The organism is Pedobacter panaciterrae (genome assembly GCF_013204795.1).
GTDB lineage: Bacteria > Bacteroidota > Bacteroidia > Sphingobacteriales > Sphingobacteriaceae > Pedobacter > Pedobacter panaciterrae.
On record NZ_JABMKW010000020.1, the window covers coordinates 432663 to 448997 of the forward strand.

Here is a 16335-nt window from a genome sequence, read left to right on the forward strand (position 1 = left end):
TATGGAATGTTAACAGCAGTAAACTATTTGGTAGAGTTATTGCACTATGTAATTAAATCTAAATTTTCATTATGCTATTATCCATAGATTGGTCCGGATTCCTCATTGGCAAAGAGAACTGGGAGTTCATGATTGAAATATCCATCCGAACACTTGTGATGTATTTTATCATCCTTTTTGGTTTGAGATTATTGGGGAAACGTGGTGTACGACAGCTTTCAGTTTTTGAACTGGTAGTAATTATAAGTTTGGGCTCTGCTGCCGGTGATCCGATGTTTTACAAGGAGATTGGCTTATTAGTTCCGGTAATCATTTTTGCTGTAATTGTTGGTGCCTACAGACTGACCACCTATTTAATGGCAAAAAGTAAAAAACTCGATGACCTTATAGAAGGAAAGTGTGTTCACTTAATTAAAAATGGGGAGTTCTCAATTGAAGAATTCGGTAAGGAAGGACTTGCTTACGACGAGTTTTTTTCAGAATTAAGGCAGCAAAGCATTTCTCACTTGGGCCAAGTTGAGACAGCGATATTGGAAACCTCGGGCAATATTAGCATCTATTATTATCCGGACGAAGAGGTAAAGTATGGTCTACCAATACTACCTGCGTTATTTGAACTAAGTATGGTTAAGATCCAAAAGGCAGGAAAGTATGCCTGCTCATACTGCGGTAACGTAGAAGAACTTCCCGTGACTTCAACGCATAAATGTAAAAAATGCCAACGCAAACAATGGGTGAAAGCCATTAACAGCCGAAGGATAAAATAGGAGATATGGAACCGAAAGATAAAAAAGACTGGCGTTTCAGCCTCCATGAGATCATTTATGAATCCAATACGCGGGCAGGTAAAGCTTTTGACGTCGGATTGTTAATAGCAATTTTTACCAGTATCATAGTGGTTATGCTCGATAGCGTTGAACACATTCACCGACAGTATGGAACACTATTTAATCGCATAGAATGGGTATTTTGTGCCTTGTTTACCATTGAATACATTTTACGTCTTGTCAGTATCAGACGACCTGTTAAATACGTATTCAGCCTGTTGGGTATCATAGATTTGATCGCGCTTTTACCCTCGTATTTAAGTATTTTCTTTATTGGCGCCCAATCCTTATTGGTGTTCAGGGCCTTACGACTCCTGAGAGTATTCAGAATATTTAAGCTCGGGCATTTTTTAACAGAAATCAATTTTCTTACTCAAGCGCTCAAGGATAGCATTCGGAAAATCAGCATCTTTTTATTGACTGTACTTACCCTCACTATAATCCTGGGATCAATCATGTATCTTGTTGAAAAACGAGAAAACGGGTTTTCAAATATTCCTGAAAGCATCTATTGGGCGATAGTTACAATTACTACAGTAGGATATGGCGATATTTCACCTGTTACCCCAATGGGGAAATTCGTTGCTTCTATAGTCATGCTTACTGGTTACGCGATAATTGCAGTGCCTACAGGTATCATCACCCATGATCTGGCTCTGGCAGCACGAAAGAAAAAGCATAAATATGAATCATGCCCAAACTGCAGTAAAGAGGGGCATGATAGTGATGCACTATTCTGTAAGTATTGCGGCTCCTCTTTATATAAATAGCTTTGCTTATACCTGCGAATATGCGGTGGGAACCAGAAAGGTATAATGATTGTGGTTTTAGGTTAAACTAGTTTCAAACCTAAAGAGAACGCAGCAGCACTGATAATCAAATAGCAGTTTTATGGTATTTTGATGTAATTTCAATGGCCGCAGGCCTTCTTAAATAAACCTTTATAACTATATTAGGGCAAGACAGTTTATAAATTTTCATTTTATATATCATTTCCAATCTATGCGTTCTGCGATCTCTTCTTCAATAATTTGTTTAACGCTCTTAATGAATTTGTTATACGGATGTCGATTATCCAACAAAAACATTTCAGGAAAACATTTTATGACTCTTTTTGATGGCAGAACTTTTAATGGCTGGGAAGGCGACACCATTAGAACCTGGCAGATTAAGGACGGTGTAATAACTGGCGGATCTTTATCTCAGGAAGTTCCCGAAAACGATTTCCTGGTAACTTCAAACATTTATAACGATTTTAAATTACGTCTGAAATTTAAGTTAACGGGTAACCAGGGATTTGTAAATGCAGGCGTGCAATTCAGGAGTCAAAGATTAACTAATCCACCTAATGAAATGAAAGGTTACCAGGGTGATATCGGTCCTGGTTATTGGGCAAGCCTGTATGATGAATCCCGTAGAAATATAACCTTAGCTATGCCAGATTCTACACTGATTGCAAAAACCCTTAAACCAGACGACTGGAATGATTTTGAGATTCTTGCCGAAGGCAACCGGATCCGTATTTTTTTGAATGGCCATCAGACGATAGATTACAAAGAAACAGACCCTAATATTCCACAATCCGGTTATATAGGGCTTCAAATCCATGGTGGTGGTAAAGCGATTGTCTGTTATAAAGATATCATGATTGAAAAGTTACGCTAAAGTAGTCCTGATGTATTGGAAGAAGGGACTTTATGCTTATCTTATTAATATGAAAAATCCAGACAAGATCAGGGAACGTATATTTAACCTAATCATTTACCTAAAAGAGAATCTATGAGCTATGAAATATTATTTATTCAGGGTGCCGGGAATGTATCAACATCGCAGGAGCAAGTAATTATAGATGCGCTGAGGAATAATCTTGGCGATAAATTTACAATTACATATCCACCAATGCCGGATACTGAACATCCTGCCTTCCTGGATTGGGAAGCAGTTTTAGAAACCAGTCTCAATAGTTTGTCAGGTAAGGTTATTCTCCTTGGTCATTCCTTAGGAGGCTCCATTATATTGAAATATTTTACCAGACAGCCTGTGCCAGACAAAGTAATAGGAATGATCCTATTTGGCGTTCCTTATTGGAAGGATCAGAATTGGGATGTCTCTGAATATGCAATAGAAGATGATCTGCTAAGTAAGCTCAGCACACTGGATAATATTTATTTTTATCACTCAGTAGACGATGAAGTGATCCCTAATCACCAATTTAAATCCTACCGAAAGTTAATTCCCAGAGGGCATTGGAGAGTATTGTCTGGTGTGGATCATTCCTATCATGGTGCAATCCCAGATATGATTAACGATATACAGGATTTGGCCGACGATACCAAAGAGAAATGATTAAGAAGCCTGCACAAATGAATGCGCAGGCCGAATACCAGTATTAAAACAATTAATTAATGACCTAGGTATAGCCCAGTATTTTAAGTACCTGTTTACTATTTTGCTCTTCTCCGAAAACTTCGAAGTTGAATGTTTCATCTCTGTTTCTACGTATAATAACATGTTTAGGACTAGGCAATAAACAGTGATGGATACCACCATAACCACTTAGCACTTCCTGGTAAGCTCCGGTATTAAAGAAACCCAGATATTGTACTTTACGTGTTTTAGGCATAAATACGCTATTCATGTGCGCTTCCTGGTTGTAGTAATCCTGTCCGTCGCAGGTAATCCCGCCTAAATTTACCCTTTCATATTCTGCATCCCAGTTGTTTACCGGAAGTAAAATATATTTCTGGTTCAATGCCCAAACATCAGGAAGATTTGTAATAAATGAACCATCAAGCATTAGCCACTTTTCTCTATCGTTTTGTTGTTTACGACCTAATACTTTGTACAAAATACCCGAAGCCTCTGCAACAGTGTACTTTCCAAATTCGGTAATAATGTCTGGTTCAACAACATCATGCTCAGCACAAATCTCTTTAATCCTTTTTACGATCTCATTTACCATGTATTCGTAATCGAAATCGAATACCAATGAATCTTTAAATGGCATACCACCACCAATATCTAAAGTATCCAGTTCCGGATTAATCTTTTTGAACTTACAGTAAAGGGTAACGTATTTTTCTAATTCATTCCAATAATAAGGAGAGTCGGTAATACCCGAATTGATAAAGAAGTGTAACAGTTTTACCCTGAAATTTGGATTAGCAGAGATTTTGTTGTTGTAAAACTCGATTACATCTTCTAGCCGAACGCCTAATCTTGAAGTATAGAATTGCGAATCGGGTTGTTCCTCAGCTGCAATCCGGATACCAAGATTACATGGCGTATCCAATTCAACCTCATCATCAAAAAGATTAAATTCTTCTTTATTATCTAAAACCGGGATGATGTTTTTATATCCATCATGCAACATATCGATAATATATTGCTTGTATTGATACGTTTTAAAACCGTTACATATTACGGTTATGTCTTTTGTTAAAGCGCCTTTTTTCTCTAATGCCTCAATCATTGGCATATCAAAAGCAGATGAAGTTTCTAAGTGAATGCCATTTTTAAGTGCCTCTTCTACAATGTGACGGAAGTGAGAACTTTTGGTGCAATAACAATACTTATAATCTCCGCGATAGTTGTTCTTGATGATAGCCGTCTGGAACAACAACTTGGCTTGCTGGATCTTTTTACTAATCAAAGGGAGGTAAGTAAAACGTAATGGCGTACCATAGGTTTCAATCATTTCCATTAGATTTAGATCTTGAAAATATAATTCGTCGTCTATAACGCTGAAACCTTCCTGAGGAAAACCAACACTTAGATCAAGAAATTCGGAGTAACTCTGCATTTTTTATATTTTTGAACTATTATTTATAGGGTTTGGCAAATTAAAATGAGTTAATTTTGTTGCCAAAGATAAACACTTTATAAAATACACCCGTATTTTTTTTATGACTAAGACTTTAAAAATTATTGAAGTAAAATCAGAGATCGGCGCCGGTACACGTGGAGCGAGTTTGGGAGTAGATGCAATCAAGATTGCCGCGCTGGACTTTGGCAGTCGTTTCTTTAAAAAACATAAAACTGTGGAGGTTCCAAATGAGAACCATTTACTGCTTGAAACCACCGGCAGTCCGTTTGCCAAGCGTATCTCTGGTATTTTGACTATGGTAGAGCGGGTAAGCGATGAGGTAAATGCCACACTAAATAAAAATGAGTTTCCAATAGTACTTGCCGGTGATCATAGCACAGCAGCAGGTACTATTGCGGGTATTAAAGCTGCTTTTCCAAAGTCTAAGTTAGGGGTAATTTGGATTGATGCACATGCTGATATCCATTCGCCATACACTACGCCGTCTGGAAACATGCACGGAATGCCACTTGCCATGGCCCTTGATGAAGACAATACGGAGTCGAAAGTTAACAAGCTCGATCAGGAAACCATTAATTACTGGTATCAGCTTAAGAATGTAGGCAATATTGCTCCAAAAATTAATTATCGTGACTTGGTATTGATTTCTGCAAGGGATATGGAGAAACCTGAGGAATACCTGCTTAAAAAAAATAAAGTCAAAATATTTACTACAGCCGAGTTAAGAAAAAGAGGAGTAGAGCGAACTGTTATTGAAACACTTAAGTATCTGGATCATTGCAACATGATCTATGTTTCCTTTGATGTAGATTCACTTGATCCTACGGCATCAAGAGGAACAGGAACTCCTGTTGCCCAGGGTTTAACAGAGCGTGAAGCTGGTAATTTAATGTCGAGGCTAATTACTAATCAAAAGGTTTGTTGCTTCGAGATTGTAGAGGTAAATCCGACATTGGATAAGGAAAATCAAATGGCAGAACATGCTTTTGAGATTTTAATTAAAGCCACCAATGCTTTTAGAAACGAATAAAAACGCTCCAAAATAAAATAAGAACATGAATATTGAACAACATATAGTAACTGCCACTATAGCAGCAGTAAAGCAATTATACGATCAGGACATTCCTGAAAACCAGATTAACCTGCAAGACACTAGAAGCGAGTTTGAAGGACAAATAACAATAGTAGTGTTCCCTGTAGTTAGATTTTCTAAAAAATCACCTGAGGCAACGGCGAATGAACTAGGTGAATATCTAGTAGCTAACGTACAGGATGTTACGGCTTTTAATGTAATTAAAGGCTTCTTGAATTTAACCATTGCCGATTCCTACTGGTTAAACTTATTCAATAAGGAACTGCTAAGCCCTCAGTTCGGATCTATAAAACCTAATGGTCAAAAGGTAATGGTAGAATATTCTTCACCAAATACCAATAAACCATTACACCTAGGTCACGTAAGAAATAACCTGTTAGGTTACTCTGTAGCTGAGCTACTTAAAGCTGATGGTTATGAGGTAATTAAAGTAAACCTGGTGAACGATAGAGGTATCCACATCTGTAAATCTATGCTCGCCTGGCAAAGATGGGGGAACGGCGAAACTCCTGAAAGCTCTTTCCTAAAAGGAGATCACCTTGTGGGTAAATATTATGTGATTTTTGACAAGGAGTATAAGAAAGAAATTGATAGGTTAAAGACTGAAGGACAAACTGAAGAGGAAGCAAAAAAGAATTCCCCACTAATTATTGAGGCTCAAAAAATGCTTCAGGACTGGGAAGCTGGCGATTCAGAGGTTATTGATCTTTGGAAAAAGATGAATGGCTGGGTTTATGAAGGCTTTGACGTAACCTACAAGAATCTGGGAGTAGATTTTGATAAATACTATTACGAAAGCAATACTTATTTATTAGGCAAAGACACTGTTGATGAGGGACTTGAAAATGGTGTTTTCTTTAAAAAACCTGATGGTTCTGTATGGATTGATTTAACTGCTGATGGTTTAGACCAGAAGTTGGTTTTACGTGCTGATGGAACTTCCGTTTATATAACCCAGGATTTGGGCACAGCTCAAATGAAGTATGATGATTTTAAAATGGATCAGTCAATTTATGTAGTTGGTAACGAACAGGACTATCATTTCAAGGTGTTGTTTTTAATACTTGAAAAATTAGGAAAATCATGGGCTAAAGGCTTACATCACTTATCGTATGGGATGGTTGATTTACCTAGTGGTAAAATGAAATCCAGAGAAGGAACTGTGGTCGATGCTGACGATCTGATTGCTGAAATGGTGGCTACAGCCAAGCAAAAGACTGAAGTATTGGGTAAAGTGAATAATTTTTCTGAGGAAGAAAAAGAAGCTTTATATAACCAAATAGGATTAGGCGCATTGAAGTATTTTCTTTTAAAGGTGGAGCCTAAAAAACGCTTGTTGTTTGATCCATCTGAATCTATTGATTTTCAAGGGAACACGGGGCCGTTTATTCAATACACTCATGCACGTATAAAATCGTTACTGAACAAGGGAGGTTATTCTACAGAAGTTAATGCTCCTGAAGTTGCGATTACTGCTACAGAATTGGAGATGATTATGTTATTATCTAAATACCCATCGGAAATCTCAGCAGCCGCAAAGGCTTATAGTCCGGCTACTTTAGCGAACTATCTTTATGAAGTTGCCAAGATGTTCAATAAGTTCTACCATGAAGTTCCGCCAATTGTAAAAGAGGAAGATAGCGCTGTTAAACAACACCGCCTGAATTTAAGTTCTGTTACTGCCAGCATTCTTAAAACAGGAATGAATATACTGGGCATAACCGTACCAGAAAGAATGTAAAGATTTGTTTTAACATAACACGCTCATTACTAAATCAGTATTGAGCGTGTTATGTTAAAAATTGGCTACAAAGCTGTCTATATAGCCCGCACGTTTGATCATCCAGGCTCTCATCTTCTGGTAGTCTGTGGTAAAGTCTCCACTGCCAGTTCCCCATTTGGCAAAATCTCGCTTCTTAGAAGCCTCAATGGTAGTTGCATATTTATTTAGATAGGTCATCAGTTCTGGCATTTTTACTGACTTAAAGGCAATCCATTTTTGCTTAAACAGTATTTTTACCTTCGGATCGCTTAGCAGTCGCTTAAAAAACACGGTGCCAACCGAAGAAGAGTTCCATAAAAGTGCATTATCGTATTTCTCAAAGTGTGTACCTGTGCCTTCAAATCCAAAGGCCCAGTCAAAGTCCCATAAAGGTCCGAAGCTGTACTTTCCACCTTTCGGTTTGTATATATAAAGGCTTTTTGGATGGTTGAGTTCTTCATTATCTGTCAAGTTACAGACGATAAACAAATTGACAAGTGAATTGATATCTAAGTAGTCGGTATAATTATTACCTGGAAATGTTGAAGAAGCGATTGCATTCTCCATGACTTGAAATTCATTTTTTAGCACTGAAACTCCGCTCTCTGAACTGAGCTCAGGATATTTGACCATTACCGGCAGGTTATAATTGGTTGATTTGAATTTCCATGGCTCATCATAATAGGTATCTAGCTCTAATAGGGTGCCACCATCTTCAATATTTACCCGGTTTTTTCCAACGGCTACCTGCTCTGTAAATGCATAACTTCCCATATACGTATTGTTTATGGTCAGCTCTACGGGAATAATATTATTGGTGTAAGGCATCTCTAGTAGCTGTCCCGTTTTCATTGCCACTGCATTGAACATCAAGGTCGGATCCAAGTAGTTTGCCAGAAGTACCCAATCTTTTTCTTCAGCCAAACCTAGCAATGCGGCTTTCTTATCCAGCTTTAAACGATATGGTTTTTTCGGAAATCCCCATGTAGAATTCCCCCGACCTTTTATTTTGGTGGTTCCTGAATAGTCCTCAAATCCACCAAGACCTTCAATTTTTATTGTTGCTTGCAAATAGTCCTCTTTGGATACAATCGGAGCATTACCAAAAGTTTCAATGTAAATATGGGGAACGGAGGCTTCCCAGTCTACTGTGATCAGGTATTCCGCGTTTGTACCGTACTTAGAGGTCAAGGTATATTTTACCGGCTGACTGAAGTCGACAATTGTTTTACCACTTTCCTGCTTTACGCCATCTATACTTACTAGAATAGCCTCAGTCGAAAATGTGGCGATTAGTTTCCTTTTTTGATACTTTAAACTGGCACTAACCTTACTACTGACTATATTAAAGTTAACGTCACTGGAAAGATCTGGATTGTTTGCCTTTAAAAACGAAAAAGTCTTGAGTATAAGACCGATATCATCGACTTCCTTAATAGTCACCGAATAGGTCTTCTCAGAGCCATCTTCTGCGGTAACCAAGTATTTTACAGGTTTTGAGAAGTCCTGTACTGAAATATTTGACTGCTGTGCCTTCCCGTTTACGCTTACACTTTTTCCCGTGGTCGTAAATGTTGCCTTAAGGCTGCTTATATTCAAGCCCTTTGTAACACTAAGTACAATGCTGTTCTCGCTTATTTCACTGCCAATATCTATTTTAATGGCACCAGGGTTATAGATTACTTCAATTTTAAATGTCGTTATTTCCTTAGCGGCGCTAAGCGGAATATCCTTTTTTTTACAACCTGCTGCAATACCCAGCACAAGAAAAAGCAACACTACTTTTTTGGTTAAGTGGTTCATTTGTTTATCCCTATCAATAAAAATATTACACAATAATACTTTTATTTTTCTGTTCCTGCCTTAACCGTTATCGTTTTCTTTTTCCTGAAGCTGGCGAAACTCATCGGACTCTTGGCCGGACGTTCATCTCCCAATAATACACCCCATTGTTTAAACATCACAGTCCGGTCGAAAATGACCTTCAATACTGCAATAACCGGAAGAGAAAGAAACATCCCCGATACACCGGCAATGCTTCCACCAATGATTACACCTAAGATAGCAAACAAAGCATTTATCTTCACTTTTGACCCTACAATTCTAGGCATCAGTATATTGTTGTCCAAAAACTGAACTATTGCAATCACAATCAGTACAGTAAGCACCGGCCACAGTTCGGTAGACGATGTAAGCGTTAACAGAACACCAATAATATTACCTACCAACGCGCCAACATAAGGGATTAAATTCAGGATGGCAAAGATCACCCCGATAAGCAATGCATGCTTAATTCCCACGAAAAACAGAATGCCACCCAATAAGATCGTCATATAGCTGACCTGGATTAACAGGCCCACCAGGTAACTTTTGATGATTACTTCTGTCTCAAAAATAGCCTCTTTTACCTTTGGATGGTGTTCTGGCTTAAACCACATAAATATAAAACGAAGTAAAATATCTTTGTAGAACAGCATCAAGTAAATATAAATAGGTAACAGGCCAACAAAAACGAATACAGAGCTTAAAGTAACTGCAGCCCCGCTTGCCGCCTTACCGGCCATCCCCAAAAGATCGTCACTTTTTTCGGTAATAAACTTAAGCTGCTCTGTTGTAGAGATATGACTAATGTTACTTATCCAATTACTTAAAGACTTCAGGTGTATGTTTACATTGTTCTTGATCTGCGGAAAATCATCTACTAGAATACCTATCTGGGAAGAGAAAAACCATACAATAAGACCGATCAGGATCACCAGCAATAAAATAGGGAGAATAATGGCAACCGCTTCAGGAAGTTTTCTTCTAATAAGAAAACGATAAATTGGCAGCACGACAATGCTGATGAAAAAAGCCATAATTACCGGCATAATAATGTTGTTGCCGACTACTAAGATCGCTACTAATAAAACCAGACCCAATAATTCGATTGATCGTTTTACGGTAAGAGGCATGTCTGTCATAGGTAAAGTATTTAGATTTTTCAATGAGTAACACTGAAAGGTATGAAATGTTTGGCTAGTTTTGCAAATCTATACATACACAGAACAAATGATCACAAACGAAACCATAGTTGCTTTATCTACACCGCCAGGAGTGGGCGCAATAGGTGTTATACGTCTTTCAGGCAAAGATTCAATAGCTATTACAAACTCGGTTTTTAGTGGTAAAAATTTGCTGGATCAGGAATCTCACACCATACACTTTGGTTTAATTAAAGATGGAAATGCAGTTATAGATGAGGTTCTAGTGAGTTTATTTGTTGCTCCAAAATCATATACAAAGGAAAACGTTGTCGAAATATCTTGTCATGGTTCTAATTATATCATTCAGCAGATTATCACGCTTTTGATAAAGAAAGGTGCCAGTGCGGCAAAACCTGGTGAATTTACTTTAAGGGCATTTTTAAATGGAGGACTGGATTTATCTCAGGCTGAAGCTGTCGCTGATTTAATTTCTTCAGATTCAGCTGCTGCTCATCAGGTAGCTATGAATCAACTAAGAGGTGGTTTTAGTACTGAACTTAATGTATTGCGCGAACAATTGATTCACTTTGCTTCTATGATTGAACTTGAGCTTGATTTTGCTGAGGAAGACGTTGAGTTTGCTAATAGAGATCAATTGCAGGAACTGATTGCCAAAATTACTATTGTATTAAATAAACTAATCCGCTCTTTTGAGCTTGGGAATGTTATAAAGCAGGGAATTAACACAGTAATAGCGGGCAGGCCAAATGCAGGTAAATCGACCCTACTAAATGCACTTTTAAATGAAGACAGAGCAATTGTTAGTGAGATAGCCGGAACAACTCGTGACACTATTGAGGAGCTTTTAAATATCAACGGCATCAACTTTAGATTGATCGATACTGCTGGTATCCGTGAAGCCACTGATACTATTGAGGCTATCGGGGTTGAAAAAACCATGCAAAAGATTAGTCAGTCGGCATTGTTAGTATATTTGTTTGATGTGGTTAATACCTCGGCCACCGAAATTCATGATGATATTGCCCGCTTACATAAACCTGGCATACCTTTTTTAGCTGTTGCTAATAAAATGGATCTTTCTTATAGCGACCGCTTAAAGGAGCTTAATCTTCCTTCAGATATCCAGTTTATTGCCATCTCGGCTAAAGAGAATCAACAGATTGAGGAACTGAAACAATTACTTTATGATACTGCAGTAGGAGATAAGCTCTCAGATAACCATACCATGGTCACCAATATCAGGCACGTAGAGGCATTACAGAAAACTCACGCAGCGTTAAATAGTGTAGCCAATGGTTTGGATAATCCAGTTACTTCTGACTTTTTAGCAATGGATATTAAACAAGCATTACATTATTTAGGAGAGATAACCGGTCAGGTTACTACCGATGATTTGCTTGAGAACATATTCAGTAAGTTTTGTATCGGCAAATAATCGATGATAATTACTGCATAATTACGCTAAGTAATGACAAGTATATGGCTTATTGTTTATAAGTTATGTGACTAAACATTGCAAAAAACATTACCGGCATAATTAAAGAGGATTGTCAAAGTCCAAAGCATTTCAAAAGCGATTGGGAGTAACAGTTGGACACAAGTCAGATTAAATATTGAAGTTATTGAAAATGGGGTTATTTGAATCTGAAATCACGGCCTATTATCGAGCTTTCAGATCTCTCTGAAAACTTTAGGAAGTGTCAGTTTTGCAATAGTTCCCATCCCTTCATTACTTTGTTTATTGCGAAGTTCGAACTGGGCTGGGTGTTCATGGTTCATGACATTAAAGATTTCAATCCGTTCTTTTATGGAGGCGATACCGATGGATTGGCCTTTGATAGCTGAGAAAGTTTTGATTTTTTTGGCTTCAACCATGCCGATCCCATTGTCTGAAACAGTAAAAAGCAGGGTATTTTCGGTTTGTTCCAGGCTTACTGTGATGGCATTATTTTCGGCTGTTGAATTCCGCATACCATGATGTATGGCATTTTCAATTAGTGGCTGTACCAGCATGGGAGGTAGGAGTAACCTGGAAAGATCAATAGAAGGCTCTGTATAAAATGAACAGCTAAATTGCTTGTTGAAACGCATCACTTCCAGTTCGGCATACAACCGGAGTGCTTTCCATTCCCTGTCGGCCGAAACCATGCTCTGGGTAGAGTTCTCTAAGATCAGCCTGCTCAGTGCGGCAAACTTTTGTACCAGGCTGCCGGCAGTTTTTGAATCGTTTTCAACGATATAGGATTCAATTGAATTCAGTACATTAAATATGAAATGTGGGTTCATCTGCGCCCTGATTGCTTTTAATTCACTTTCTGATAGTTTATTCTGATTGATCAGTTCTTTGTTCTGCTGTTCTGCCTTTTTTCGCTGCATTTCATTTTTTAAGCGCAGGTGCCTGATCCGGGAACGGTTCAGCAAATAGAGTAAAACTGAACTGATCAGTAGGATGGCCAATGCGCCAGAGAGGTAAGCTGTCTCATTTGCAGTTTTGAGAGTTGCTGCTGTTGTTTGTAGGTTTCTTCTTTTTTCCGAAAAGCATATTGTGCCTCCAGTGATGCAATTTTGTTTTTGCTTTCCTGTGAGTACAGCGAATCGGTAATCTGTCTGGATCTTTTGTAGTTCTGAAGTGCGTCCTGATATTGACCATTATTTTCCTGCAGTAGTGCTAGCTCTGCAGAAAAATAGCCTAAATTATCCCGATCCCCAACCTGCTTGCTGGCAGTCAATGCTTTTTTTTAAACAGAACTCCGCTTTTTGAGCGACCTTGGGGTTTTTGGTTTTAAAGAAGAGCCGGGTATAGTACTTCTATCCTGATGATGTGGTAATCATGGTATGTGAAGCAAAACAAGAGTATCATGATATGGAGATAAATTGCCAGCTTGACGGATCCTACATTTTAGGCAGGGTTTTTTGGCTTGCGCTGAAGCTTCATTGCGGGTTTGATCAGACCGCTGGGAACACAGCTTGTTTTATCTGCGCGCTCTGGTAAAGCTCTGTCTACCTCAAGTGGATGCTTTTCCTGCTCTAATCGATTTGGTCAGGTAGATCAGTCTTTGATCTTTTGCTATGATTTCACTCTAGGCTGCTTGATGTTCTCTGTCTTCGGGCATGATGAGTTTTCCCATTTTTGAGGAATGCCTTATAGCTATCACCGCTTTCCAGCTTTTGGAACTTGCTTGTCCAGTCTATAATTGTTGCATAACCGTCTTTAAACGATATCTCCAAATGCCTGGTCGTTTTTTTATCCACCCATAAGCCTTCATAATGCCTTTCCGTCTGTTTGGGTTTAGACGACTGTGCCGGGCAGGTTCCATTTAACGCTAACAGGACCATGAAAAGGATAAAGGAATTGATATAGGTTGCCATCTGATTGTTCTTTAGTAGATTATTGCTGTTTGCCTGAACTCACCCATTAGGGTGTAGAGCTCTTCAGTTGACACCAGGCAACAGTTTTTAATCGCAATACAGTAGGTCGCCACTACTCATTTGGCCAATTACCTGGTCTGCATATTCCTTCTTGATAATATATATAAATGCTTTAAGATAAGTTTCCTTCTTTCCCTGTTTTACGGTGTGCTGGTTCTTATCAGTACCAACTTTCAAAGCATTGCTATCATCTTCACTTACCACACAATATTTAATGATCCTGTCTTTTAATTGCCAGGTATAAATATCAAATGGTTTAATGAACTCACCCTTAGTTTTAGCTGCCTTCCCATATTTGTCATTAAATAGCTGCACAAAGCTTTGAGTTTCTTTCAAAGAGATCTTCCCAGCAACCGCGTTGAAAACCATCAGTTTCCCGGTTACCGTTGTGGCAAAATTGATGGCATTAAATTCAAAATCACCGAATCTTGCAATGACATCTTCGTAGGAAAACATTTGCTGTTTATAGTCAATTCTTATGGGTTGCTCGCTTCCTATTAATTCGCCATCTGAAACAGTGTCCGCGCCAATTATTTCAGATTTTATTTGATAATAATTAGTATAAGTTTTGTACTTGTTTTTGTCCGATACAAACGTTGATACCTTGCTGTTCAGGTTAAAGTCTTCCAGTTCTATAGCGGGTTCCTTTTTACAACCTATCAGCAAAAGCGCTAAAAGTAACAATCGGTATTGTTTTATCATTTCAATAGGGTTATGTCTGTTATTTTTATTTCGTTCCTGTAAAGATTTTAAATACATTAATTGTTAATGCCCGTTTGGTTCATCATGAAACAGAAGACATCGTCGACAATTTAGCCATTATTTATCTATTCTATAATATAGTCACAAGACCATTGCAAATTCATGTCACCGCTGAGTGGCCCGAATATTTACCACCCTTTGATAAGTTTTAAATGGGCAGAAGACTGCTTGTTACCTGAACATTCCATCCCGAAAGGTTAGCATATTTCTTTTTCCACTGAAAACAGATTCGTTTTTAGTTTCGTTAACCTCCGGATAACTGATGGTTTTATCCTGAGGATTGTAAATCATAGCCATTTGCGCCCTAAGTTTCTCTTTATCCCGATCCTCTTTAACTATGGCGGAGGCAAACAATTGGGTTTTGAGTGCTCTCGCCAATTTAAACAGCGGTTTGTCGATGCTAAATTTGGAGTGATTGATCACTAAAGCGTGGCTTACGCTATAAGACTCTGTACCGCTCATTTGCCCATGCCCTGTAAGCAAATAAGTCTTTTGAGGTGAGATATTTAAGCTATATACATGTTCAAAAAACGGTGTGGGGCTTCCTTCATCACCTTTATCCTCTTAGAGATCATTAAATAAAACCGTAGTTACGATGTTATTTTTACCCTGGTACTGAACAATATTCTGCACATGCCACATCGTTCCGGAATAAGGAGAAAGTCAGTAAAACAGCCTAAGTTTATGGTCATCGGCAGTTATTACGTTAATTTCGTACTGCTTAAGGCTGGCAAAATCGTTCTGAAAGCTACCTGGCTGCTTTAATGCCTCTCCAAGGGCTTTAATGAATCTTTCTTCAGCCCCTGTACTTCCATCATTTAAATAGCTTTCTCTGGAAGCGGACATACCAGCGGCCAATTCTTCAAGCTCAGTTATTTTAGCGGGAATCGAATCTATCTTGTTTTGTTTAACTGAATGAAGGGTTTCCGTTGCACTAAGCTGCTTCTCATCATGCTTTGCTCCACAGGAAAACAGGAGGAATGCCAGAGAAAAAAATAAGGTGCGCGTTATTTTCATGCTATTGTACAACTATATGAATTAATCTATGGTTTTGTATTTCAAAAACTCTTCCTCGCTAATTAATTCTCCATTTTTGTAGAAATTGTCTGTATACACGCCGGATTGCGAAAATACTTTATAATTAACCAAATTCGGTAATAATTACTCAGCAATATTTTATAATCATGGAAAGAAAACAACCTTTTTGCATTGCCATAGGAGAAAATCTTATCATCGCAATTTTGAATGATGAACTTGCAGAATTGCAAGATTATGCCATGGATGCAGGCGATGCATTGTGGTATATTATGGGGACGGATGCTTGGCTTGAATTGCAAACAAATGGAGGCAGATCCGCACTTGTGGCCAGAAGCTACGACAAAACTTATTTTACTTGTTTTGTAGGTGATGAAATCGTTGAAAAAATAAAACACCTTGAGGAGAGTGGCATTATTGTCCTTTCGTCAAATGTAGAATTGAGACCGGAAGAACTATTGAAAGACTTTAAAGAAGATTCAAGTCTTGATGATATTGATTACTGGATTGAAGACAAGAGCAAAAAGAATGGTGTGGATATCGGAGGCCTTATATTTTGTTATTACTCATTAGAGGCAAGAAAAAGGCTTCATGGAAACGATTATATCGATTGA

Annotated in this window: 17 protein-coding genes; 8 read left to right on the forward strand and 9 right to left on the reverse strand. The window is 38.2% G+C overall.

Annotated features, from left to right (window positions below; genetic code table 11):
* Positions 1 to 71 precede the first annotated feature (71 nt).
* The 4 genes from HQN86_RS20700 to HQN86_RS20715 all read left to right on the forward strand — a co-directional run bounded on the left by HQN86_RS20700 (position 72) and on the right by HQN86_RS20715 (position 3173).
* A complete protein-coding gene (locus HQN86_RS20700; protein WP_172662791.1) occupies positions 72 to 767 on the forward strand; it encodes a DUF421 domain-containing protein in 696 nt (231 codons plus the stop codon).
* Positions 768 to 772: 5 nt separating this feature from the next.
* Positions 773 to 1597: an ion transporter gene (locus HQN86_RS20705; RefSeq protein WP_172662792.1), complete on the forward strand. Its 825-nt coding sequence runs from the start codon at positions 773 to 775 to the stop codon at positions 1595 to 1597.
* Positions 1598 to 1874: 277 nt separating this feature from the next.
* Positions 1875 to 2492: a 3-keto-disaccharide hydrolase gene (locus HQN86_RS20710; protein WP_172662793.1), complete on the forward strand. Its 618-nt coding sequence runs from the start codon at positions 1875 to 1877 to the stop codon at positions 2490 to 2492.
* Positions 2493 to 2606: 114 nt separating this feature from the next.
* A complete protein-coding gene (locus HQN86_RS20715) occupies positions 2607 to 3173 on the forward strand; it encodes an alpha/beta hydrolase (RefSeq protein WP_172662794.1) in 567 nt (188 codons plus the stop codon).
* Between the two features lie 64 nt (positions 3174 to 3237).
* Here HQN86_RS20715 and HQN86_RS20720 read toward each other — a convergent pair whose 3' ends face one another.
* Complete coding sequence (locus HQN86_RS20720; protein ID WP_048905642.1) at positions 3238 to 4629, reverse strand: arginine decarboxylase; 1392 nt, start codon at positions 4627 to 4629, stop codon at positions 3238 to 3240.
* Between the two features lie 103 nt (positions 4630 to 4732).
* Here HQN86_RS20720 and rocF point away from each other — a divergent pair, with 103 nt between their 5' ends.
* The gene (rocF, locus tag HQN86_RS20725; protein WP_172662795.1) at positions 4733 to 5683 is read left to right on the forward strand and encodes an arginase; all 951 of its coding nucleotides are present in this window, start codon (positions 4733 to 4735) and stop codon (positions 5681 to 5683) included.
* 25 nt (positions 5684 to 5708) lie between these two features.
* Positions 5709 to 7487 carry an arginine--tRNA ligase gene (gene argS / locus HQN86_RS20730; RefSeq protein WP_172662796.1) on the forward strand — a complete coding sequence of 593 codons (1779 nt, stop codon included), beginning with the start codon at positions 5709 to 5711 and terminating at the stop codon, positions 7485 to 7487.
* A 54-nt stretch (positions 7488 to 7541) separates the two neighbouring features.
* Here the strand turns inward: argS and HQN86_RS20735 are convergent, their stop codons facing one another.
* Positions 7542 to 9311, reverse strand: a complete 1770-nt coding sequence (locus HQN86_RS20735) for a CotH kinase family protein (protein WP_172662797.1) — start codon at positions 9309 to 9311, stop codon at positions 7542 to 7544.
* A gap of 41 nt (positions 9312 to 9352) precedes the next feature.
* Entirely contained in the window at positions 9353 to 10471 is a 1119-nt protein-coding gene (locus HQN86_RS20740) for an AI-2E family transporter (RefSeq protein ID WP_172662798.1), read from the reverse strand.
* 88 nt (positions 10472 to 10559) lie between these two features.
* On the opposite strand from HQN86_RS20740, the gene mnmE reads away from it, so the two are divergent.
* Entirely contained in the window at positions 10560 to 11930 is a 1371-nt protein-coding gene (mnmE, locus tag HQN86_RS20745; RefSeq protein WP_172662799.1) for a tRNA uridine-5-carboxymethylaminomethyl(34) synthesis GTPase MnmE, read from the forward strand.
* A gap of 236 nt (positions 11931 to 12166) precedes the next feature.
* Here the strand turns inward: mnmE and HQN86_RS20750 are convergent, their stop codons facing one another.
* The 6 genes from HQN86_RS20750 to HQN86_RS20775 all read right to left on the reverse strand — a co-directional run bounded on the left by HQN86_RS20750 (position 12167) and on the right by HQN86_RS20775 (position 15703).
* Positions 12167 to 12871 carry a sensor histidine kinase gene (locus HQN86_RS20750; RefSeq protein WP_172662800.1) on the reverse strand — a complete coding sequence of 235 codons (705 nt, stop codon included), beginning with the start codon at positions 12869 to 12871 and terminating at the stop codon, positions 12167 to 12169.
* Positions 12872 to 12936: 65 nt separating this feature from the next.
* Positions 12937 to 13224 carry a hypothetical protein gene (locus HQN86_RS20755; RefSeq protein ID WP_172662801.1) on the reverse strand — a complete coding sequence of 96 codons (288 nt, stop codon included), beginning with the start codon at positions 13222 to 13224 and terminating at the stop codon, positions 12937 to 12939.
* A gap of 346 nt (positions 13225 to 13570) precedes the next feature.
* On the reverse strand, positions 13571 to 13864 hold the full coding sequence (locus HQN86_RS20760; protein WP_172662802.1) for a hypothetical protein: 294 nt from the start codon (positions 13862 to 13864) through the stop codon (positions 13571 to 13573).
* Positions 13865 to 13951: 87 nt separating this feature from the next.
* The gene (locus HQN86_RS20765; protein ID WP_172662803.1) at positions 13952 to 14626 is read right to left on the reverse strand and encodes a hypothetical protein; all 675 of its coding nucleotides are present in this window, start codon (positions 14624 to 14626) and stop codon (positions 13952 to 13954) included.
* 231 nt (positions 14627 to 14857) lie between these two features.
* Positions 14858 to 15148 carry a hypothetical protein gene (locus tag HQN86_RS20770; protein ID WP_172662804.1) on the reverse strand — a complete coding sequence of 97 codons (291 nt, stop codon included), beginning with the start codon at positions 15146 to 15148 and terminating at the stop codon, positions 14858 to 14860.
* A 201-nt stretch (positions 15149 to 15349) separates the two neighbouring features.
* On the reverse strand, positions 15350 to 15703 hold the full coding sequence (locus tag HQN86_RS20775; RefSeq protein ID WP_172662805.1) for a hypothetical protein: 354 nt from the start codon (positions 15701 to 15703) through the stop codon (positions 15350 to 15352).
* 167 nt (positions 15704 to 15870) lie between these two features.
* On the opposite strand from HQN86_RS20775, the gene HQN86_RS20780 reads away from it, so the two are divergent.
* Positions 15871 to 16335, forward strand: a complete 465-nt coding sequence (locus HQN86_RS20780; RefSeq protein ID WP_172662806.1) for a hypothetical protein — start codon at positions 15871 to 15873, stop codon at positions 16333 to 16335.

Coding starts and splice junctions, on each gene's coding strand:
- HQN86_RS20775 (WP_172662805.1), bottom strand. CDS start 15,703: ATGAAAATAACGCGCACCTTATTTTTTTCTCTGGCATTCCTCCTGTTT.
- HQN86_RS20715 (WP_172662794.1), top strand. CDS start 2,607: ATGAGCTATGAAATATTATTTATTCAGGGTGCCGGGAATGTATCAACA.
- mnmE (WP_172662799.1), top strand. CDS start 10,560: ATGATCACAAACGAAACCATAGTTGCTTTATCTACACCGCCAGGAGTG.
- HQN86_RS20740 (WP_172662798.1), bottom strand. CDS start 10,471: ATGACAGACATGCCTCTTACCGTAAAACGATCAATCGAATTATTGGGT.
- argS (WP_172662796.1), top strand. CDS start 5,709: ATGAATATTGAACAACATATAGTAACTGCCACTATAGCAGCAGTAAAG.
- HQN86_RS20780 (WP_172662806.1), top strand. CDS start 15,871: ATGGAAAGAAAACAACCTTTTTGCATTGCCATAGGAGAAAATCTTATC.
- HQN86_RS20705 (WP_172662792.1), top strand. CDS start 773: ATGGAACCGAAAGATAAAAAAGACTGGCGTTTCAGCCTCCATGAGATC.
- HQN86_RS20720 (WP_048905642.1), bottom strand. CDS start 4,629: ATGCAGAGTTACTCCGAATTTCTTGATCTAAGTGTTGGTTTTCCTCAG.
- HQN86_RS20735 (WP_172662797.1), bottom strand. CDS start 9,311: ATGAACCACTTAACCAAAAAAGTAGTGTTGCTTTTTCTTGTGCTGGGT.
- HQN86_RS20770 (WP_172662804.1), bottom strand. CDS start 15,148: ATGAGCGGTACAGAGTCTTATAGCGTAAGCCACGCTTTAGTGATCAAT.
- rocF (WP_172662795.1), top strand. CDS start 4,733: ATGACTAAGACTTTAAAAATTATTGAAGTAAAATCAGAGATCGGCGCC.
- HQN86_RS20750 (WP_172662800.1), bottom strand. CDS start 12,871: ATGCAGCGAAAAAAGGCAGAACAGCAGAACAAAGAACTGATCAATCAG.
- HQN86_RS20765 (WP_172662803.1), bottom strand. CDS start 14,626: ATGATAAAACAATACCGATTGTTACTTTTAGCGCTTTTGCTGATAGGT.
- HQN86_RS20760 (WP_172662802.1), bottom strand. CDS start 13,864: ATGGCAACCTATATCAATTCCTTTATCCTTTTCATGGTCCTGTTAGCG.
- HQN86_RS20700 (WP_172662791.1), top strand. CDS start 72: ATGCTATTATCCATAGATTGGTCCGGATTCCTCATTGGCAAAGAGAAC.
- HQN86_RS20710 (WP_172662793.1), top strand. CDS start 1,875: ATGAATTTGTTATACGGATGTCGATTATCCAACAAAAACATTTCAGGA.